We start from the raw sequence: 18,004 nt of genomic DNA, 5'->3' as shown, positions 1-18,004 counted from the left end.
GCCCTACTAAACTATTTTAAAAGAAGATAAACAACTAAAATATATGGACTTACGCACAACATTGTCAGTCAATGAGAGCTTTATGGAAATGCTGACAGATATAAAAAATCGTGGAGCAAAAGCAGAAATGATCCTGGACATCAACGGATTGGAACGGGCCGAGGGAGTTATTAAGGAAATTCACGCTGATGATCCAAACCCTTACATCGAACTGCAAGATGGGACGAAGATTGTAGAAAAAACGATTGCCGCGCTTAATGGACTTTTCCGGCCTGAGTATGCCGGGTGTTAATGGCTTTAAAGTCACAAAAAAGGACTGTCGCCAACAGTCCTCCAATTCCTACACTTTCGCCCCCATCTTCTCGAAGCCTTCCCAAAGCACTTTCAAATCAAAAAGCGCCGACTTTTCGGCCGTATCAAACGGAATATCCGAATGATAAAGCGCCAGATTGTGGATCATTTTGAGTGAATTCGCCAGCTCCTTACAGCCCTGACATTCTACGAGATACCAAAATTCGGCTTGTGATTGCGTCAGCGGTGTGCTGACATTTGATGCGTGACGTGCATCATTCGTTGGGTTGACTGAATTTGCATTCGAGTCGACACTTCCTTCATTCGTTAAAGTTTGCATTTGACCATGAAAAAAGAGTGAGAAATAAGGAGAGGTCACCGCAAACTTTAACGAATGAAACTACATCGGTCAGGTCTCGGGACTTGCACCCGTATGCCTCTCCAGGACCATTTTGGTCTGACATTTGAAAATAGCTTCATAAAAATTTATTAAAGTTTGCGAGGCAAATATAGGGGAAAGTTTATCACATCTTCAATACAAATTCTGAGAAGAAATGCCGTGACGCAAAGCTTCTTGAAAAATTATCCAAGTTTCCCATTTTTGGGAAAATTCGCTGTATCTTGCATTAATAATCTAAATTTTCAACGTGACAATGGGAAACAACGACATACCGATCAACATTTCGGATTTGTTTGAACAAGTAGGAAGTGGCCCCTCTGTAAGCTTTTCGGAAATGGTTGAACAGAAAAAATTAGAGCTTGGCATTACAGACTTTCAAATGTCAAAAATCCTGGGGATACCAAAGAACACCTTTTATCGAATGACAAAGAGGATATCCGAGGGAGATGTAGAGTCACTTGATTATTTTTCAATTATAAAAATTAGCCAGCTCTTTAACCTCGACGTCCAGGATTTAACTAAGACTTACGTTGGCTCATTGAACTCGGAACATATCGGACAAATCGAAGACGCCCGAAAGGCCAACTATATCTTACGAACCTTCGACGTCAAGGGCCTTAAAGATTTAAACTTCATTTCATCGACCACCGATTTCCAACACATTGAGAATCGCATCAAATCATTTTTCCATCTTGATTCGATTTTTGATTACAGTCATGAAGTTGGCAGAGTGTTGTTTAGCAAACTGCACAATTCCAATGATAAAATGAGAGAACTTTGGGTTCGATCAGCTTTTTTTCAGTTTGAAAAAATTGAAAATACAAACGAATTCAATCGCGAAGTATTACTGAGTCTTGTCAAAAACATCAGGCCATATACAAGGTATGAAGAGAAAGGATTTCTGACGGTAATACGTGCTCTATTTGGTGTTGGAATTACAGTAATTGTTCAACCTTCTCCACCGAAGGCCAAAGTACGAGGGGGAACGTTTGTCGTAAATGGAAGACCCTGCATCGCTATTACTGACTACAATAATAACTATGCGACGTTATGGTTCGCTCTAATGCATGAGCTATTTCATGTTTTGAATGACCTGGATCAACTAAAAGTCTTGAAATATGCGCTTACAGAAGACGGTGCAGCAGATCTGTTTCTTCTTCAAGAAGAGGATGCTGATTGGTTTGCCCGGGAGATGCTCTTTCCGCGTGAATTCATGAACTACATTAAACATTTGATCAACTCTCCTACATCCGTTGCGAAATATGCCGAAGAAAAACGTGTTCATCCCGCAATAATTTATAGTTTCTTTTGCTACGAAGCTAATAAGGAAATGGGCAAGAACTTGTATGGTCTATATCAGCAATATTTTGGTAAAACTGATACAGCCTTGCGATCATTAAAAACGAATCCTTTCGGCAAGGAATCAATTTTTGAAGAAATATCATTGATAAAAAAAAGACTAACAGTAGAAACAAACTAATCAAACTATATTCTGAAAAATGGAAAGTAAAAAGCCGCAGAAGACTCAGACAGATCGCCTTGAAGAGATGAAGAAATTAATCGAGCAATCGAAAGATATGACATCGATTCAACCTTTATTATTTCCGCTCGAAGAACTCGGAGATGAAGATATCAGCTTTGACTCCAACATATTTAATGACATTGCAGACCCTGACAAGTCTCATCGGTTGTATTTTACTATGCAAAGAATGCTTGTTGACAATCTTCCAAGAGGAAAGGAAAATAAGCCCCTTCGTCAACAAGTTTATGATCAAAAGAATCTATTTCTAAACAGGGGTAAAGCTCTCGACAAAAATGGGATCCGCCATAGCTCTGGCCAAATGACCTATATTTCCACCTTTTTGGAACCAGCATTTAATGTAACCGCTAATTGGGTAAAGTCGGGAGGAGGGCCAATGCACATTTTTATGGCGTTTTATGATCTCAACAAAGCCAATGGTTTTAGCCTTGAGTCATAAATCTATTGTCCACCCGAGTGTAGTATTACTAGCGTTATTTCTCTCATGAAATTAGGCTAGTTCATTCAAGAAGCGCGCCAGAAGAAATCCAAGGTCTTCGAAAATTCCGAATACCTGCGACTGATAGGATAAGCTATTTTGACGACATATTGAATAATCCCGGTGCAGAGAGGCATGATATGGTAGTGTCGTTTATAATTTCCCCAAACTCAATACAACAACCCAAACATCCAAAGCGGCACCTTCGCTCCATACCCCACTTCAAGTCCATCCGCCGCTACATAGGCATCTTCCAGGCTAGCAAGCTGTTTTCGTGACTTATTGGCTCCGCCTACTTCAATTGTGATTTGGCGGTCAAGCCGGAAATCTCCTTTGTCAGTGTACTCCACTTTATGAAGAGGCTGGACCTGGCTCAGAAAAAAGCTTTCCCGCAAAGTACCAGTATCGGGCCTGCTCTGGTGTAGCGCGTATTGAAGATTGGGATGACTCAGATATACCTTTTCCGGCTTTTGCAGACGGGTAATTCCGAAACTATCCCGATGCAGCAGCATCAAAACTCCCAGTTCTTCCAGATAGTGCATATACTCCACCACCAAAGCCCTACTGGTGTTGAGAGTCTCGCTTAACTTGCTGACATTCGGCTTCAATGGAACGCTTTCGGCCAATACCACCAGCAATTGTTTCAGTTTATCAACAGACGCGTAGCTGATGCCATAAACAGCTGGCAAATCCAATTCCAAACTCAGCTGAATTGTCTCGGTGAGTTTCAGCGCGTACACCTCTTTGTTTTCAAGGAAATAGGGATAATAGCCGTATTTCAGATAATCATTCCAGTGCGCAAGAGGCTTGATTTTCTGTGTAAGATCGAGTGCAAGTTGGGTGTGCCCACTCAGAAGATCTGGCAGCGATATGGCTGGCCAGGAAACGATATCCTGAATCTGAAGAAACTCCCGAAATGAAAGCCCGTGCAAATGGTACATCACCGCGCGGCGGCTCAAATCGCCTTTGCTGCGTTCCAAATGCATAATGGATGAGCCGGTAAAGACTATTCGCAAATCCGGAAAATCGTCGTACAGGTTTTTGATTTCCTGCGACCAGTTTGCATACCGGTGCACTTCGTCCAAAACGAGCAATTTCCCGCCAGTCTTCACAAATGTTTCTCCCAGATCGTACAAACGATGCGCACTGAAATAGAGATCATCCAAACTCACATACAATGTTTGTCCGGACGGGAAAGCTATTTGCTTCAGGTATTGAAGTACCAGTGTTGTTTTACCGGCTCCTCGCGCACCTTTGATTCCAATCAGCCTGTTATGCTCCCAATCAATCTGATGGATCATATCGCGCACGAATTTAGTCGACGAGCGCTGTAACTTGGACAGATATTTAGTGAAAAGAGCCTCCAAAATGTTATTTGCAAGTTACAAAACTAGTATAATTTTGAAATTTATAAAATACATTTTTGGATATTTACGTAGTTGACAGATCACTTCATTGTCTTGCTCAGCCGCTAACTCGCATTAATTACTTTCATTTGTACTTTCATACCGACTCCCATGCCCATCCACGTAGCCATCACCCGCAAAGTGCTTCCCGGAAAAGAAGAGGAATTCAAAGATGCGCTGCGGCGTTTTCTGGGAGATTCGTTTCTGCATGGCGGCGTCCACGGCGCGGCCATGATGACTGCTCTTCCGGGCAGTGAGAGTCGGGAAATCGGGATTTTACGGACTTTTGCCGACCAGGCCGAGCGAGATGCTTTTTACAACTCACAGTTTTTCAAGGATTGGGAAGCATATGCGTCGACGCTGACGGAAGAGCCGGTTTACCGGGAGCTGACTGGCCTGGAAGCATGGTTTCGCTCGCCTGTTCCGCCGCCAAGGTGGAAAATGGCAGTTGCAACGCTTTGCGGCGTGTATCCTACCAGTTTGTTGCTTTCCTATGTGCTTGGTCCTCACATTCAGGGACTTCATCCCGCATTCAGAACTTTGATTGTGGCCGGATGTATGGTGGCGATGCTGACCTGGATTGTGATGCCTCAGGTTACGAAAACACTTAAACCCTGGCTTTCCGCAAACTCGAAGAGCAACAAATCAGCTTGACTATAATGCTCCAAGGTTCAAGTCACTGACCAGTGTTAACCTTCACATCTTTGAACATCATCGCATTGTCACTAACCCTCACTGCTTTCCCGCTGGCGGTCGTTACATTCTTTAAAATAACTTCCTTAGTCTTCACATAAGGAAATTTCTCTTTGTAGGAATCATCCCTCATTTCCGGGTTGAAATTGGCAAAAATGGCTGGCCCCTCGTAATTCTCCGGATGCTGTGAGTCATCGATACGGAGATTTTCAATGGTGATTTTTTCGGGCATATAGCAGGTGTAGCCGAAGTCATGCTGGCCTGAATTGGACCCGCCGATGAGCGAAGCGCTGAATGGTTTACCGTCTGCCGGCACGAAAACACAATTGCGGATCACCAGCTCTCCCTGCCAGGTACTACCGTAGTCAGAGCGTAGGTTAACAATATTTCTGCCACGAATGCTCGAATTTTCCACTAATAAACGTCCGGTTCCAATCGCATTGATCCCCATATGCCCCAGCGTCGAATTGCGGATCGTAGCGTTGGCAACTCCCTGGTGAGCATCGAACCGTGAGAGGGTACATTGGTCATAAAGCATATTTTTACAGAAATTAGAACCCAGAATACCCCAGTATTTATTGTCGTTGATGTCATTGGTCTGGGTGCAATTCACGAAGGATACATTCAGCGCACGGTTTGCAGACAGATCGTAAGAACCCATTGAGACAGGCTTATCCGCCGCGCCAATGGTGCTATACGTTTTGTGTCCGGTCAAAATCGAGTTTTTTACCGCTACATAGGAGCAGTCACCAATGTTGATGAATCCTCCATATGGCGCGCCGTGATCTTCTTCACCGGTAATGCGGTGTTCCAGCCCTTCCACAAGTACATTGGATCGCCGGATCGCGATGTTCCGGTTGTAGTAAGTATACTTTGATTCTGCTTTATTGGCAATGGTGGTGAAGCGCCCCCCGGTAATTTTCAATGGTTTCTCGTCGATAGGAAGCGCGGTGAGTTCGGTGATCTGGTCGAAATTCCAGATGATCGGGGCATTCATATCCACATTACCGTTTTTGTCAACCACAAAGATATCCGTCTGTGAGGATCCATTGTTTTGGTTCAGCCCAAATCGGATGTATTGCTTCACGTTAGCATTCGTGACCGTAATCAGGCAAGGTCCGGGCAGCGACGCGTCGATTTTTTTCTGGTTTCTTTTAAGTGCACGTATCGTTTCCAGCTTAAACGGTTTGAGGCCCGAACCGACCATGAAAACAGAAGCATTTCGGTTTTGCACTTCGGTATCGTCAATGATGAAGGCAGCCTTGCCAAAATCAGTGTCAGTCCTGATCACCACAGTACGCTCTTTCCCTCCGATGTAGTAGGTGGCATTGTCGTCGGCTTTCACCGTAAGTGCGTGCAAATTGGCAAATGCATGGGTTGCTGCGATAGCATCTATATCATCCGTCTTGCCATCGCCCTTGGCTCCAAAATTGCTGTAACGGACAGTCCCGACGGATTTATATTTAGCGACATTTTTTGCCGATACATTTACATTCAAAACCCCGTTTTCATCGGTATGCACCCGGGTAGTGCCTTTTTCGGACGTGATCACTACGTTTTCAACGGGATCCTTAGTCTGCCCCTGTGCCACTAGTGCACAGATTGCAAAAACGAGTAGCAGCAGATATTTCATCACAAAAGTTTGGTTAGTCGTCATGAATTTTAAAAAGCAAGATTGCCCGATGGCTACTCTGCAGGTCGTTATTAAAAGAACGTTGTGGCACAATCAAAGGAAAATCTGCAATTATTCGGTTAGAATTAATTTGACTAAATCGATTTTTGACTGTAAATTTTTTGTGTAGCTTTGGTTACATAATTACACAACGACCCTATTCTATTTCTTTTTATCTATCAGTAAAAATGCTTAAAAAAGTTCTCGCAGTCTCTTTCGGCATACTGCTCCTTGCCGGATGTGCCCCTAAAATCCGGACGAATATTTCACAAAAGTATCCGCCGCTCAATTTTCAGGAGGAAGTATGGACGATCCCACAGGCAATCACCCCGCCGGTAGGAGCCGAAGTACTTGGGACAGTGCGGGTTGGCGATGCCGGCATGACTACCAATTGTACCTACTCCGTGGTACTGGAAAGGGCAAAAGAAGAGGCGAGAAAGTCAGGCGGCAATGCCATTCATGTCACCGAACACAAAACGCCTGATTTCATGAGCTCCTGCCACCGGATCACAGCCGAAGTATTGCGGCTCAGCCAAGATCAGATAAGCATGTTTCGACAGAATGAAACTGAAAGCGACTCGCTGATCGATCACGCGGTCCTGTATGTATACCGAACCCGAGGTCCCGGTGCATTAGTATCCTACAATATCAATCTGGGAGACTCGGTGATTTGCCGGGTCACGAACAAATTCCGTCAAAAAATCGAGATCCGAAATGAGGGAGCCTACGAACTCTGGGCAAAAACCGAGTCGAAAGCCTCCGTACCAGTTAATTTCAAAATCGGCCGGACTTACTATCTGCGTTGTGGGGTAGGCATGGGCCTGCTCGTAGGCCGCCCCACACTGGATATCGTTGATCCTGCCACCGGCAAACAAGAATTCTTCGGCAAACGCAAATAAACCCTTCATATGAAAAAAATACTGTTCATTTTGCTCGTCTGCGCTATGCGGACAGGCACCAGCTATGCCCAGGACCTGATCGTCACAAGCGCCGGTGATTCCATATATTGCAAGATCACCCGCGAGCGCGATGGCTACGTGTATTTTAGTTACAACAAAGAAGGCGTACCCACTAACACATTGATAGCTAGCGACTCCATTGCAAACAAGCAAAAGGGATTGTACAAAACACGCATCAGGTATGCCGGTCAGGAAAGCTTCGCACGCTGGCAATATCGCGTACAAGGCGAGTTACATTGGGGCTGCTTTTCGGGAAGTAGTGAATGCTACCCCTCCCCTCTACCATTCCTGAATCACCACCCCAAGCTGCTTGTCAGTCACTGCAAATTCCTTCGCGCCCCAGGGGCGGAGTGTGATTTTGTTCAGGTTCGGGTGAAGGAACTCGGGGTGGGTAGATGCAATTTTTTGATATACAGCGGCGATGTCGTCTGTTTCCAGCCTGAATTCAGGATTGTGCTCTGCTGCCAGGTGTTTGTCTTGGAAAAGATTAATCCTCAGCCCATTTTTTTCAAGAACACAAAATGGTTTGTGGCTTGCTAATTCACTATGCCCGATTGTAAATTCGAGGCAATCAACGAACAGTTTGAGACCATCATGAATGTTCGTGTAAAAAACGTTTGGAACTAGTCTGGTGAAATTCATAGGTTCATTTTTTAGTAAATTCTCCAAAGTGCCACAGGATGCCGGATGGATCGTGTACGAAACATTCGCTGCCCCAATGGTCAACCCGGATCGGGGTTAGTCTTACATTTTTGTATTTACCTGGCAGGTCAAGGGTGACCAGCTTATCCCAGAAAACCTTTACATCCTCCACTTCCAGGAAAATCATGGTATTGTCGATCCAGTCTTTGACATTGGCGTCTTGGAGATAAAACCCTAGATCGGCCGTTTTGAACAATGACATATCTGGCGACAGAACCACTTCCTGGAAACCCAGGTCCCGATAAAAGCTTCTGGATAACTCAAAATCAACAGCTCCAACGAATGGCCTGATGGAGACGGCTTTATGTTCCATATTTTTGCCTTTTTTGAAATTTCTAAGACCCAAAAATAGCATATTGAAACGACTAGCCCGCTTGATCGTAATCAAGAAATGTCTTCACCCCTCGCCATTTTTTCCCTGACCCTGCTGAGCGTTTCTGGTGTAATTTTTAAATAGGACGCGATCATTTTCAACGGAAAAACCTGGACCAGCTGCGGTCGGGTTTTGAGTATGAACTGGTATTTTTCCAAAGGCGTCATAGCTTGGTCAAAAAATTGCAATCTCGACACGGCTCCTTCCAGAACTCTGTTCAATTGAAGAAATGCTAAGGATTTGCCGGTAAGGTAATGTACCGTTTCAAGGCTCAGTTCAATGATCCGACTATCGGCAAATGCTTCAATGAACGTTTCGGACGGCTTTTGACCCAGAAGACTCGTATAATTGAAAACCCATTCATTGGGAAGATGCAGGTCGATAATGTCTCGTTCTTTTTCTAAATTGTCTTTATACTGAAACACGGCTCCTTCCAAAATTAAAGCCAGCGACCGGCATACCTCTCCCTTCTGAAGCAGCACTTCGTTTCTTCTAACTTCGCGTACGCTGACTACCCTTTCAAAGAGCCGGACATCCATGTCACTGTACATCCCGGTTGCCCGCAATATTTCCGAAAACATAGGTGGATCGTGGTAAATCGTTATTTCATTAATTTTGGTTATGCAGATCAAAGAACCATTTTTTCGACAATACAAGCAACACGATAAACTTCCGGTCCGGCTGATTTCGCCAACTTTCGGACACCTGCCTGCGGGCGAGCTGAGTAAGTACGGTCTCACGCAACGCAAAACGTACTACTTTTTGATCCTGGTTTTGGAAGGCTCGACGCGGCATAGTGTCGATCTGAAACAGTTTGATATCAAAACCAATGAGCTTCTCTTTATCCTTCCCCACCAGATCCACGAGCTGCCGTCGGCGAACCAGGCGATTGACTATTTCAAAATCGGTATTGATGAAAGCTGTCTTTCCATGCTCCCGAAACAGTATCCTTTCTTGGTGAATCCATTGAATCAACAGAAGATCCGGTTTGAACCACAGGCTGCTGCAAGGTTAAAATCGATCTTTGGAAATCTTGCTGACTTACTAAGCGATATGAATTCAGATTCTCAGCTCATTCTCGCTCACCTGAACAGTTTGCTTGCCGAAATTAATGCAGGCTACTTCGCGACGGACAAAAATCTGGTCGACGGAAAATTGTCCAAATACATTGGTTTCAAAGAATTTGTGGAAAACAATCTGTCCGATCACCCAACGATCCGGCACATCGCCCAGGCACTTTCCCTCAATACCAACAGCCTGTACAATATCGTCAAGCATTACTCTGGCCTTTCGCCAAAGGAGTTCATCACGAACCGTCTCATACTGGAAGCAAAACGCCGCATTTACTATTCCGAAAGTCGTTCGATCAAAGAGTTGGCCTATGAGCTTGGGTTTAATGATCCCGAGTATTTTTCGCGTTTGTTCAAAAAAGAAACCGGACAAACTATGAGCATGTTCGTTCAGGATTTGTCAGGGATGTAATACGTTTTGTCCGGCTACATTCTTCCACTGTTCCAGACCTTTGTGCAGGAAATAAAAACTTGAATGATGAACAGAACACTTGGAAAAAATGGCCCTGCGGTATCAGCAGTAGGCCTGGGATGTATGGGAATGTCTGGGGCCTACGGGCAGTCGGACGAGAAGGAATCCATTGCTACGATCGAAAGAGCCCTTGAAACCGGGCATAACTTCCTGGATACCGCTGATTACTACCTGGTCGGTCACAATGAGGAGCTGATTTCACAAGCCATTAAAGGAAAGCGGGAAAAAGCGTTTCTCTCCGTAAAAACCGGTCAACTGGTAGCACCTGGGCCAAATGGAGCAATGGGACCGGGGGCGGTAAGCGGGCATCCGGACTATCTTCGTAACGCGGCTTTTTACAGTCTTCGCCGGTTGAAAACCGACTACATTGATCTTTACACACAGGGAAGGGTCGACCCCAATATTCCGATCGAGGAGACTGTTGGGGCATTGTCTGAACTTGTTCAAAAAGGGGTGGTCCGTTACATCGGGCTTTCCGAAGCATCGGCAGATTCCATTCGCAAGGCTGCCAGCGTTCATCCGATTACTGCATTGCAAATTGAATATTCGCTTTGGACCCGCGACATTGAAGCTGAAATCCTTCCTACTATTCGTGAACTGGGGATCGGGCTGGTTGCTTATGCTCCATTAAGCCGGGGCTTTCTCAGCGGCGAAATCAGGACGCCCGAAGATTTGAAAGACAGCCGTATCCATATGCCTCGGTACCAGGGCGATAATTTTTACAAAAACCTCGAATTGGTCGAAAAAATCAAAATATTGGCCATCGAAAAAAGCTGCACGCCATCGCAGCTGGCGATTGCCTGGGTACTCGCACAAGGCGAAGATATCATCGCCATTCCCGGTACCAAACGCATCAAACATCTCGACGAAAATATCGCAGCAGAAACGGTACATCTTACAAACGAAGATCTGCAAAGCATTGAGGCAATGATGCCGGCCGGAATAGTGTCGGGGACCCGCTACCCGGAAAGGTTTATGAATGCATTGAACCGGTGAGGGCTCCCCTCACCCAGGTTTTTCCGCATTATGGCGACGACTTTTAATATTTTACATACAAAACATAAATTAATAAATCTGTTTTACATACATTTGGTTAGAATATTAGAAAAAAGAGCATAAGTACATGAAAGGAGCCAATCTGGGGGAATTCGAGGAGATTGTACTGCTGACGATCGCTTCACTGGCGAGCGAAGCATACAGCGTCGCCATTTGCGATGAACTTGAAAAGTATACCGGCCGCACCGCCAAGCTTGGTGTGGTACATTCGGTACTGAACCGTCTCGAAGAAAAAGGGCTGGCAAAAAGTCGGCTGGGCGAGGCCACAAGTACGCGTGGCGGTAAAAGAAAGCGCTTTTACGAAGTTAGCCACGCAGGTAAAGTCGCGTTAATGAAGGCCAAAGAGGTTCGTGAAAGCATCTGGCGCAATATTCCCGGCTTCAACCTCGAAGGTTCGATATGAAACAAAAGGATCAATCCACGCCGCCGCGCTGGGCCACCCGGTTCCTGCATTGGTATTGCCGCCCCCGGCTGCTTGAAGACCTCGAAGGCGACCTGAATGAATACTTTGAGCGCAATGTGAAGCGAAAAGGGATCAAAAAGGCCCGATTGATCTACGCCATTGATGTGATCAAGTTTATGAGACCCTATACCATCCGAAAAATAGAATTCTTTACTCTTTTCATTCACTGGATCATGATCGGCAGCTATTTCAAAACTTCCCGGCGAAGCCTCGTCCGCAACAAATTGTTTTCTCTGATCAACATCGTAGGACTGGCCGTGAGCATGTCGGTTGGCTTATTGGTCATATCCATCGTTGCCGATCTTTACTCCTACGACGATTTTCAGGAAAAGAAAGACCGGACTTACAGGGTGATTACCAAAACAAAGGAAAAAGGACAGTCGTCGGAAATGAAGTTGGCTTCTACTTCCATTCAGGTAGGAGAAAAGATCCGGGAGGTGATCCCAGCCATTGAAGATGTTTCCATCATCCGGCCCGGCTTTTCGGGGGACGCCACCGTCGGGGACGCCACCGTCGGGGACGCCAAAGTTGGGGAGGCGACATTTCCGTTAGAAGCGACCTGGGCTGATAATTCCTTTCTAAAAGTCTTTTCATTTCCCCTGATCAAAGGCGACGTAGTCACGGCACTCAAAGACCCTTATTCTTTGGTACTGACCGAAAAAACGGCGAAAAAATTATTCGGAGAGTCTGATCCACTGGGCAAAACGGTCCGGTTTGACACCGTCAACTATGTCGTCACCGGGGTAGTGCAGGATGTTCCGAAACTCTCTCATATGTCTTTCGAAGCATTAATTTCTCTTGCTTCGTTGGACGCTGGACACAAGGACGCCGATCTGCACAGCTGGGCCAACATCTGGCAAAATTATGTGTACGTCACCTTCCCCGAAAAGACGGATCCGGCAACACTGCAAGCCGCGCTCGACCGGCTGAGCAAACAGGAGAATAAATCCCTGACGAATCGTACAGTGTCGGTTTCACTCCAGCCATTGAAAGACATCGTCCTGGGCGAGTCCGTGTCCAACAATATCGGCCCTGCGTTTACACCACCCGTTATGTGGACGTTGTGCGGGCTGGCGCTTGTGATCATTCTCTCGGCTTGTTTTAACTATACCAATCTTTCCGTCGCCCGATCGATGCGCCGGTCACGCGAAGTAGGAATTCGCAAGATCATCGGTGCTCAGAAAAGCCACGTACTGGGCCAGTTTATGGCCGAATCGGTGATTATTGCATTGCTGGCATTGGTGTTTTCATTTGCATTGTTTTTGGTATTACGCAAACAATTTCTAGGGCTCGACAGGCACGTAACGGACGTTTTCTCACTCGAAATTTCTTTCCGTACCATCCTGTATTTCATTCTGCTGGCGATCGTCACAGGTATTGCAGCCGGGTTTATGCCCGCATTGTTTTTTTCCAAAATGAATGCATTGCAGGTGATGAAAGACGCTTCCAACATGAAACTGTTCCGTCGCATTGGAATGCGGAAAGTACTGATCGTAGTACAGTTTACCCTGTCGCTCATTTTCATAGCAGGCACGCTGATCGGTTACAATCAATACAAAGGCCTCATCACATTTGACCTGGGTTTTAAAACGGAGAACATTATAAACATCCGACTGCAAGGCAATAAAGGGCAGATTTTAGCGACAGAATTATCCCAGGTCCCGGCAGTAAAAGAGATATCGCAATCGATGATGATTACCAGTCTCGGGAGCATTCATGGAACAAACCTGACTTATAAAACGGATTCTTCCATGGTTTGGCTCAATAACGTGGATGAGCATTATCTGCCGCTTCACCAGCACAAGCTCCTTGCCGGCAAAAATTTCCAGTTAAGGCCTGAAAAAGGGAAAGAAAGTGAGATTATAGTAAATCAGCAGGTGCTGAAACGGTTCAATATCGCCAACCAGGATCCTGAAAAAGCATTGGGTACGATCGTCAAGGTGGACGGGCAAAAGCTGACCATTGTGGGTGTGCTCAAAGATTTCCACTATGGCTCCCTAGAAAACAAGATCGAGCCGGTAATGTTCCGTTATTCGGCCGACCCGGCGAGCTACCTTAATGTGAAAATCGCTTCAAAAGATCTGCCTGGAACGCTGGCCAGCATTAAAAGTGCGTGGCAAAAAGTGGATAAGGTACATGAGCTGGACGCGAAATTCTATGACGAGCAGATTGAAGAAGCCTATGCCCAGTTTTCACTAATGATCAAGGTCATCGGTTTTATTGCATTCCTTGCGATTTGCATTGCATCGTTGGGATTGTTCGGAATGGTGGTATTTACTACGGAAACAAAACTGAAAGAGATCAGCATTCGCAAAGTGCTGGGTGCCAGCGAAGTGGGACTGATCTACCTTTTGTGTAAAGGCTTTTTAATCCTGCTCGTCATTTCGACATTAATCGCATTACCACTCACTTATATGTTTTTCGATAAGGTAGTTTTGACTAAATTCCCATATCATCAGTCTATCAGCCTGACCGAAATGCTTGGCGGATCGCTGTTCGTAATGTTATTTGCCTTCTTCCTGATCGGATCGCAAACTGTGAAAGCGGCAAGAAACAATCCTGCGAAGGTTTTGAAAAGCGAGTAAGTAAGGGCTTTGGAATTTCTTTTCCAGCAACGTAGAAATTGCATATGGCTAACAATAGCGAAAAAGCGCCTCCACAGTATTTACGCGACCTCCTCGAAGCCGCGGTTGGCCAAAAATCGATGCGGTGGACGGTACCCGACTGCGGGTTGTCGTCAGCGCACAGGTTCGTGGTGCAGCTGGAAACCAATCACAGTGTTTTTGTCAAAGCGGCAACCGATGAAGAAACCGAACAATGGCTGCGTACCGAACATTCTGTACTGTCGGCCGGTGCGGGAAATTTTATGCCAGATATCATCGATTGGCTTGATCCGCCCGGAATGCGGCCAGTACTAATCACAGAAGACCTGAGTAAGGCATATTGGCCTGCAAGCCATGCGGGTGTTACCTGGCGAAAAGGAGATTTCGATCTGTTCTTTGACGGCCTGAAAGAACTGTCGGCATTCAAAACAGATTTGACGCTCCCAAAGTTGAAGAATCCGACCACCCCTCTCTGGTCTGAAATCGCAGATGATCCTACGTTGTTTTTACAACTTCAATTGTGTTCAGAACAATGGCTCAGCAAGTCGATAGGTACTTTGATCCAAGCCGAGAACAACGTGAATCTGACGGGCGACCGCCTCGTGCACGGGGACGTCCGCAGCGATAATATCTGTTTTGCGGGATCACAGCTGATCCTGGTGGATTGGAGCCATGCGGCACGTGGCAATGCGCTTCACGATCTTGCCCACCTTCTCCCCACATTACATCTGGAAGGAGGACCAGAACCCTATCACATTATGCCCGACGGCGGAAGTATCGCGTCTTTGCAAAGTGCAGGACATATTTGGCGTATCATTGAAGATCACTCGATGCCACAATGGTTGCAACAAGTATTTAAGAAACTTATCGCCATAGAACTTGAATGGGCCGCAAGTTGCCTGGGTTTAGAAACGCCTGACGGGCTGGTGTGGCGACGGGAGGAATCGCATTCGCGCCCATAGTACAGAAAGGTGCCAAAAAATTCTTCGATCGGCGAGGATTGATCTAGTTTTGCAAATTGGGTAAGCAAAATATACACACATGCATATTGAAAAGTATATCACACACAATATTTCAGAGAATGAATTTCAATTTTTTAGTGAAGGAGACGCAGGAAAGCCTGCTATCTACTGATGTCTCTTTGTCAGGCTATACGACTTTTGAGCGTAAGGCCGAGGAGATGAAAGTTTTCCTTTCTCATAATCCGATCCCTGAGGAGTTCCTGAATAAGAAGTAACCGAGGCCTGCTGCTTGAATGTTACAATAGCAATGTTCTTATAAGAAAAGGGACAACCAGCCCAATGCCGATTGCCCCTTCCCTACTCCCTACGTGGGCCGCGCTTACTTCTTCATCTTCCCAACATCCTGGAAGAAAAACACAAGCTCCCGGAAAGAAACGAATCTGTCACTCCCACGAGGATCATACCCAGACTCCTGAGCGAGGACCGTGTAGCCGGTGTACATCTGCCAGAGATGTTCGATCCAGGTCGCAGCGTCGCTTTGAGACAGGAGCTCCTGAACTTTTCGGCCATAGGCGCGATGGAGGGAGTCCGCAGACGCGCAGTCCGCAGACGCGTAGTCCGCTGATGCGTAGTCCTCCGACTCTTCATTTTGATTTGTGTGCATAAAAAACCGCGTTTTGAAAGGATAAATGATGCGCCCTGCCTAAGGTGTCCTTATGCACGCGGTACGAGCATCCGGGGGATTTTCACCGCACCCGCACCATAGCAGGGCATTTCTTTTGAGATTTTTCATTACTACCGCGTTTAATTTAAAGGAATGCGAATATTCGTAGGATTTTGGTCGGAAGCAAATTTGGGTGGGGGGAGATTTTGTAGTTGACAAAAGATATTAACCAGTATCAAGAGGCACTTATTCGCTTTACACAGACATCACCTGCTACTAAACGTCTCGTGGCTTCTTTTTCACGCAAGAGTGCACATGCCACAGGTCGATAGAATATTAGTGTAGTAAAGCTGATCTACTCCTTTCCTAGAAAACATGAATTTAAATCCCACAAAACTAATTCCCGAAGAAACACTCTTTCTGTCAAGTCTAAATGGGAGTCGTGCCAGAGGATCTTATAGCACTATGCAATTTGTGTTACGGCTTCGTGACGATGTTCGGACCATACTCGACGAAGAACAGTTTGATCAAGAATGGTTGAAAGCCAATTCAACAGCACTACACGAAAATATACATTGGTGGCAGAACATAGGTTCAAATTTCGGTTTTCTGCTGAGTTTGGCAAACCCCGGATTTTCGTCGATGTGTATTGACCACTTCAAGGGCTTGGTGGGAAAGAAAATGCTTTACAAACCCCTCATCGAATTCGATAAACAATATCACGACAAATACCAGAAAGCTGACATAAACGAAATCAACATTATTTTAAATACTTATTTTGATTTCGAGTACGCGAAACGATTTATGTTCGACAACAAGAATTTTGAAAAAATATATGAGGATAAAAGGTTCTTTCTGAACATGGGTCATTGTTATCACGTCTTTTGGAGTAAAGGAATAAATACCATAGCGTCAACAACTAACAAAGGATATGAATTCCTTCCCGATGTAGGTGAATGGATACCAAATTTTCAAGATCTTTCAAATAGAAAAGTCGAAGGATTTTTTATCGAATCACCTATGACTATCTCACCCCTTGGGATTAAAGCGATATATGAAGGTCAAGCCATATTCAACCAACTGCAATATCTTACCTTAGTTTTAGATGAGAATTTGGGATATCAAGATTTTAAAGATCAAGGAATGTTACATGGAATGTATTTGGAAGCATTTGAGCTATATTTACATGTGACTGGGTTCATGGAGCCAGCCAACTTGTTAGATCCCGTAGTTGGTTTGTTCTTATTGGTTTGCGATATGTCTATAAATCCTACAAATGGATTTCCTGTGCAAGTGTATGATTATGAGAACTTCATAGTCAAAAATGACCCTGGAATCAGATTCACACTGCTTTGCAAGGAAATTAAAACATGCAGTGAATATTACTTGGATTTGTTAAAAGAATATTCCAAGGAAGAATATATCAAAATTGAAGCAATCTTATCGAAAAAGCTCGGCTATAAATCCGCGTATGATGAGTTAAAATCAGTATTGAAATGGTTTGATAACCCAGAAATAGTAGATTTATTGCAGGAAGAAAGTGTGTTTAAATATGCCAATTATAATCTACCCATTCGAGTTTTGTTTTCTAAATTTCTAAGATTCCAAGAAGATAAATACCTTCACCCAAATGTCTTTTGTTGGTTCGGGCTATACGCATCATCAAAAAGCACAAATGTCGAATATGAAATTGTGCAGAATTTGTACAAGAAACATCATGCCCTCTTCATTGACGATTATGATAATGAGGTCAAGCCAGTAATCTTCGAAGGAGTTGAAGAAGAGAATATTTCAGAGACCTTTAACGCATTCTATCAATACTTCATATTGCTTGATATGATTTTAAAATGGGTAAATGAGAAGGGTGAATTTAAATTTGACTACAAATGGCTATCTAACAAAAGTGCAGATGAAATGATACCAGTAATAAAGGAAGATTTTGCTAAAATGTTTAAAATATCTCCGAACGACATTACTATTCTGTAAGATTTTAGAATTACCTGTAACTTAATCGACTAACTAGCATCTCAGCCAACACTCAACTCAATTTCGTCTCAATCACAAAATTGTTACTTCCCCCTCACCTAGGAATTTACCGTTTGAGGAATTACTTTCAATTTCTCCGCCAAATCCTTCCGGCTTTTAAGAAAAAGATGTTATGCATTGCGTAACAATATCGCCAATGTCCGCCAGCCGAACT

The 18,004-nt window shown here is 44.8% G+C and carries 19 protein-coding genes; 13 read left to right on the top strand and 6 right to left on the bottom strand.

The features are described 5' to 3' along the window. Positions 1-43: 43 nt before the first annotated feature. The gene (locus tag ON006_RS27350) at positions 44-292 is read left to right on the top strand and encodes a hypothetical protein (RefSeq protein WP_244821367.1); all 249 of its coding nucleotides are present in this window, start codon (positions 44-46) and stop codon (positions 290-292) included. Positions 293-340: 48 nt separating this feature from the next. Here ON006_RS27350 and ON006_RS27345 read toward each other — a convergent pair whose 3' ends face one another. Next, complete coding sequence (locus tag ON006_RS27345; protein WP_244821366.1) at positions 341-631, bottom strand: hypothetical protein; 291 nt, start codon at positions 629-631, stop codon at positions 341-343. Positions 632-944: 313 nt separating this feature from the next. Here ON006_RS27345 and ON006_RS27340 point away from each other — a divergent pair, with 313 nt between their 5' ends. Both ON006_RS27340 and ON006_RS27335 read left to right on the top strand, forming a co-directional pair. Further along, on the top strand, positions 945-2,171 hold the full coding sequence (locus tag ON006_RS27340) for an ImmA/IrrE family metallo-endopeptidase (RefSeq protein ID WP_244821365.1): 1,227 nt from the start codon (positions 945-947) through the stop codon (positions 2,169-2,171). Positions 2,172-2,190: 19 nt separating this feature from the next. After that, positions 2,191-2,670 carry a hypothetical protein gene (locus ON006_RS27335; protein WP_244821364.1) on the top strand — a complete coding sequence of 160 codons (480 nt, stop codon included), beginning with the start codon at positions 2,191-2,193 and terminating at the stop codon, positions 2,668-2,670. A 209-nt stretch (positions 2,671-2,879) separates the two neighbouring features. Here ON006_RS27335 and ON006_RS27330 read toward each other — a convergent pair whose 3' ends face one another. Continuing rightward, positions 2,880-4,010 (bottom strand): ATP-binding protein, encoded by a 1,131-nt coding sequence (locus ON006_RS27330; RefSeq protein ID WP_244821363.1) that lies wholly within the window; start codon positions 4,008-4,010, stop codon positions 2,880-2,882. A gap of 216 nt (positions 4,011-4,226) precedes the next feature. On the opposite strand from ON006_RS27330, the gene ON006_RS27325 reads away from it, so the two are divergent. Beyond that, positions 4,227-4,769 carry a putative antibiotic biosynthesis monooxygenase gene (locus tag ON006_RS27325; protein WP_244821362.1) on the top strand — a complete coding sequence of 181 codons (543 nt, stop codon included), beginning with the start codon at positions 4,227-4,229 and terminating at the stop codon, positions 4,767-4,769. 22 nt (positions 4,770-4,791) lie between these two features. On the opposite strand, the gene ON006_RS27320 is transcribed toward ON006_RS27325, so the two are convergent. Next, positions 4,792-6,441, bottom strand: a complete 1,650-nt coding sequence (locus ON006_RS27320) for a hypothetical protein (RefSeq protein ID WP_244821779.1) — start codon at positions 6,439-6,441, stop codon at positions 4,792-4,794. 227 nt (positions 6,442-6,668) lie between these two features. On the opposite strand from ON006_RS27320, the gene ON006_RS27315 reads away from it, so the two are divergent. Together ON006_RS27315 and ON006_RS27310 are read left to right on the top strand one after the other, a co-directional pair. Continuing rightward, positions 6,669-7,379: a hypothetical protein gene (locus ON006_RS27315; RefSeq protein ID WP_244821361.1), complete on the top strand. Its 711-nt coding sequence runs from the start codon at positions 6,669-6,671 to the stop codon at positions 7,377-7,379. 9 nt (positions 7,380-7,388) lie between these two features. Next, a complete protein-coding gene (locus ON006_RS27310; RefSeq protein ID WP_244821360.1) occupies positions 7,389-7,979 on the top strand; it encodes a hypothetical protein in 591 nt (196 codons plus the stop codon). A 106-nt stretch (positions 7,980-8,085) separates the two neighbouring features. Here the strand turns inward: ON006_RS27310 and ON006_RS27305 are convergent, their stop codons facing one another. Together ON006_RS27305 and ON006_RS27300 are read right to left on the bottom strand one after the other, a co-directional pair. Beyond that, on the bottom strand, positions 8,086-8,454 hold the full coding sequence (locus ON006_RS27305) for a VOC family protein (RefSeq protein WP_244821359.1): 369 nt from the start codon (positions 8,452-8,454) through the stop codon (positions 8,086-8,088). A 71-nt stretch (positions 8,455-8,525) separates the two neighbouring features. Beyond that, positions 8,526-9,095 (bottom strand): Crp/Fnr family transcriptional regulator, encoded by a 570-nt coding sequence (locus ON006_RS27300; protein WP_244821358.1) that lies wholly within the window; start codon positions 9,093-9,095, stop codon positions 8,526-8,528. A gap of 40 nt (positions 9,096-9,135) precedes the next feature. Between ON006_RS27300 and ON006_RS27295 the strand changes: the two genes are divergently transcribed. The 6 genes from ON006_RS27295 (at position 9,136) to ON006_RS27270 (ending at position 15,415) form a co-directional block, all read left to right on the top strand. After that, positions 9,136-9,996, top strand: a complete 861-nt coding sequence (locus ON006_RS27295) for a helix-turn-helix domain-containing protein (RefSeq protein ID WP_244821357.1) — start codon at positions 9,136-9,138, stop codon at positions 9,994-9,996. A gap of 63 nt (positions 9,997-10,059) precedes the next feature. Next, positions 10,060-11,052: an aldo/keto reductase gene (locus tag ON006_RS27290; protein ID WP_244821356.1), complete on the top strand. Its 993-nt coding sequence runs from the start codon at positions 10,060-10,062 to the stop codon at positions 11,050-11,052. Positions 11,053-11,179: 127 nt separating this feature from the next. Further along, complete coding sequence (locus ON006_RS27285) at positions 11,180-11,515, top strand: PadR family transcriptional regulator (RefSeq protein WP_244821355.1); 336 nt, start codon at positions 11,180-11,182, stop codon at positions 11,513-11,515. Next, positions 11,512-14,160: an ABC transporter permease gene (locus tag ON006_RS27280; RefSeq protein WP_244821354.1), complete on the top strand. Its 2,649-nt coding sequence runs from the start codon at positions 11,512-11,514 to the stop codon at positions 14,158-14,160. Before ON006_RS27285 ends, ON006_RS27280 begins: the two co-directional genes overlap by 4 nt. 44 nt (positions 14,161-14,204) lie before the next feature. Further along, entirely contained in the window at positions 14,205-15,140 is a 936-nt protein-coding gene (locus ON006_RS27275) for a phosphotransferase (RefSeq protein ID WP_244821353.1), read from the top strand. A 119-nt stretch (positions 15,141-15,259) separates the two neighbouring features. After that, a complete protein-coding gene (locus ON006_RS27270) occupies positions 15,260-15,415 on the top strand; it encodes a hypothetical protein (RefSeq protein WP_244821352.1) in 156 nt (51 codons plus the stop codon). Between the two features lie 112 nt (positions 15,416-15,527). On the opposite strand, the gene ON006_RS27265 is transcribed toward ON006_RS27270, so the two are convergent. Further along, the gene (locus ON006_RS27265; RefSeq protein ID WP_267609918.1) at positions 15,528-15,788 is read right to left on the bottom strand and encodes a hypothetical protein; all 261 of its coding nucleotides are present in this window, start codon (positions 15,786-15,788) and stop codon (positions 15,528-15,530) included. 391 nt (positions 15,789-16,179) lie between these two features. Here ON006_RS27265 and ON006_RS27260 point away from each other — a divergent pair, with 391 nt between their 5' ends. Continuing rightward, the gene (locus ON006_RS27260; RefSeq protein ID WP_244821350.1) at positions 16,180-17,790 is read left to right on the top strand and encodes a hypothetical protein; all 1,611 of its coding nucleotides are present in this window, start codon (positions 16,180-16,182) and stop codon (positions 17,788-17,790) included. The last annotated feature ends 214 nt before the right edge of the window (positions 17,791-18,004 follow it).

The sequence above is a fragment of the Dyadobacter pollutisoli genome, from assembly GCF_026625565.1.
GTDB lineage: Bacteria > Bacteroidota > Bacteroidia > Cytophagales > Spirosomataceae > Dyadobacter > Dyadobacter pollutisoli.
This window is presented reverse-complemented; position numbering and strand designations above follow the sequence as displayed.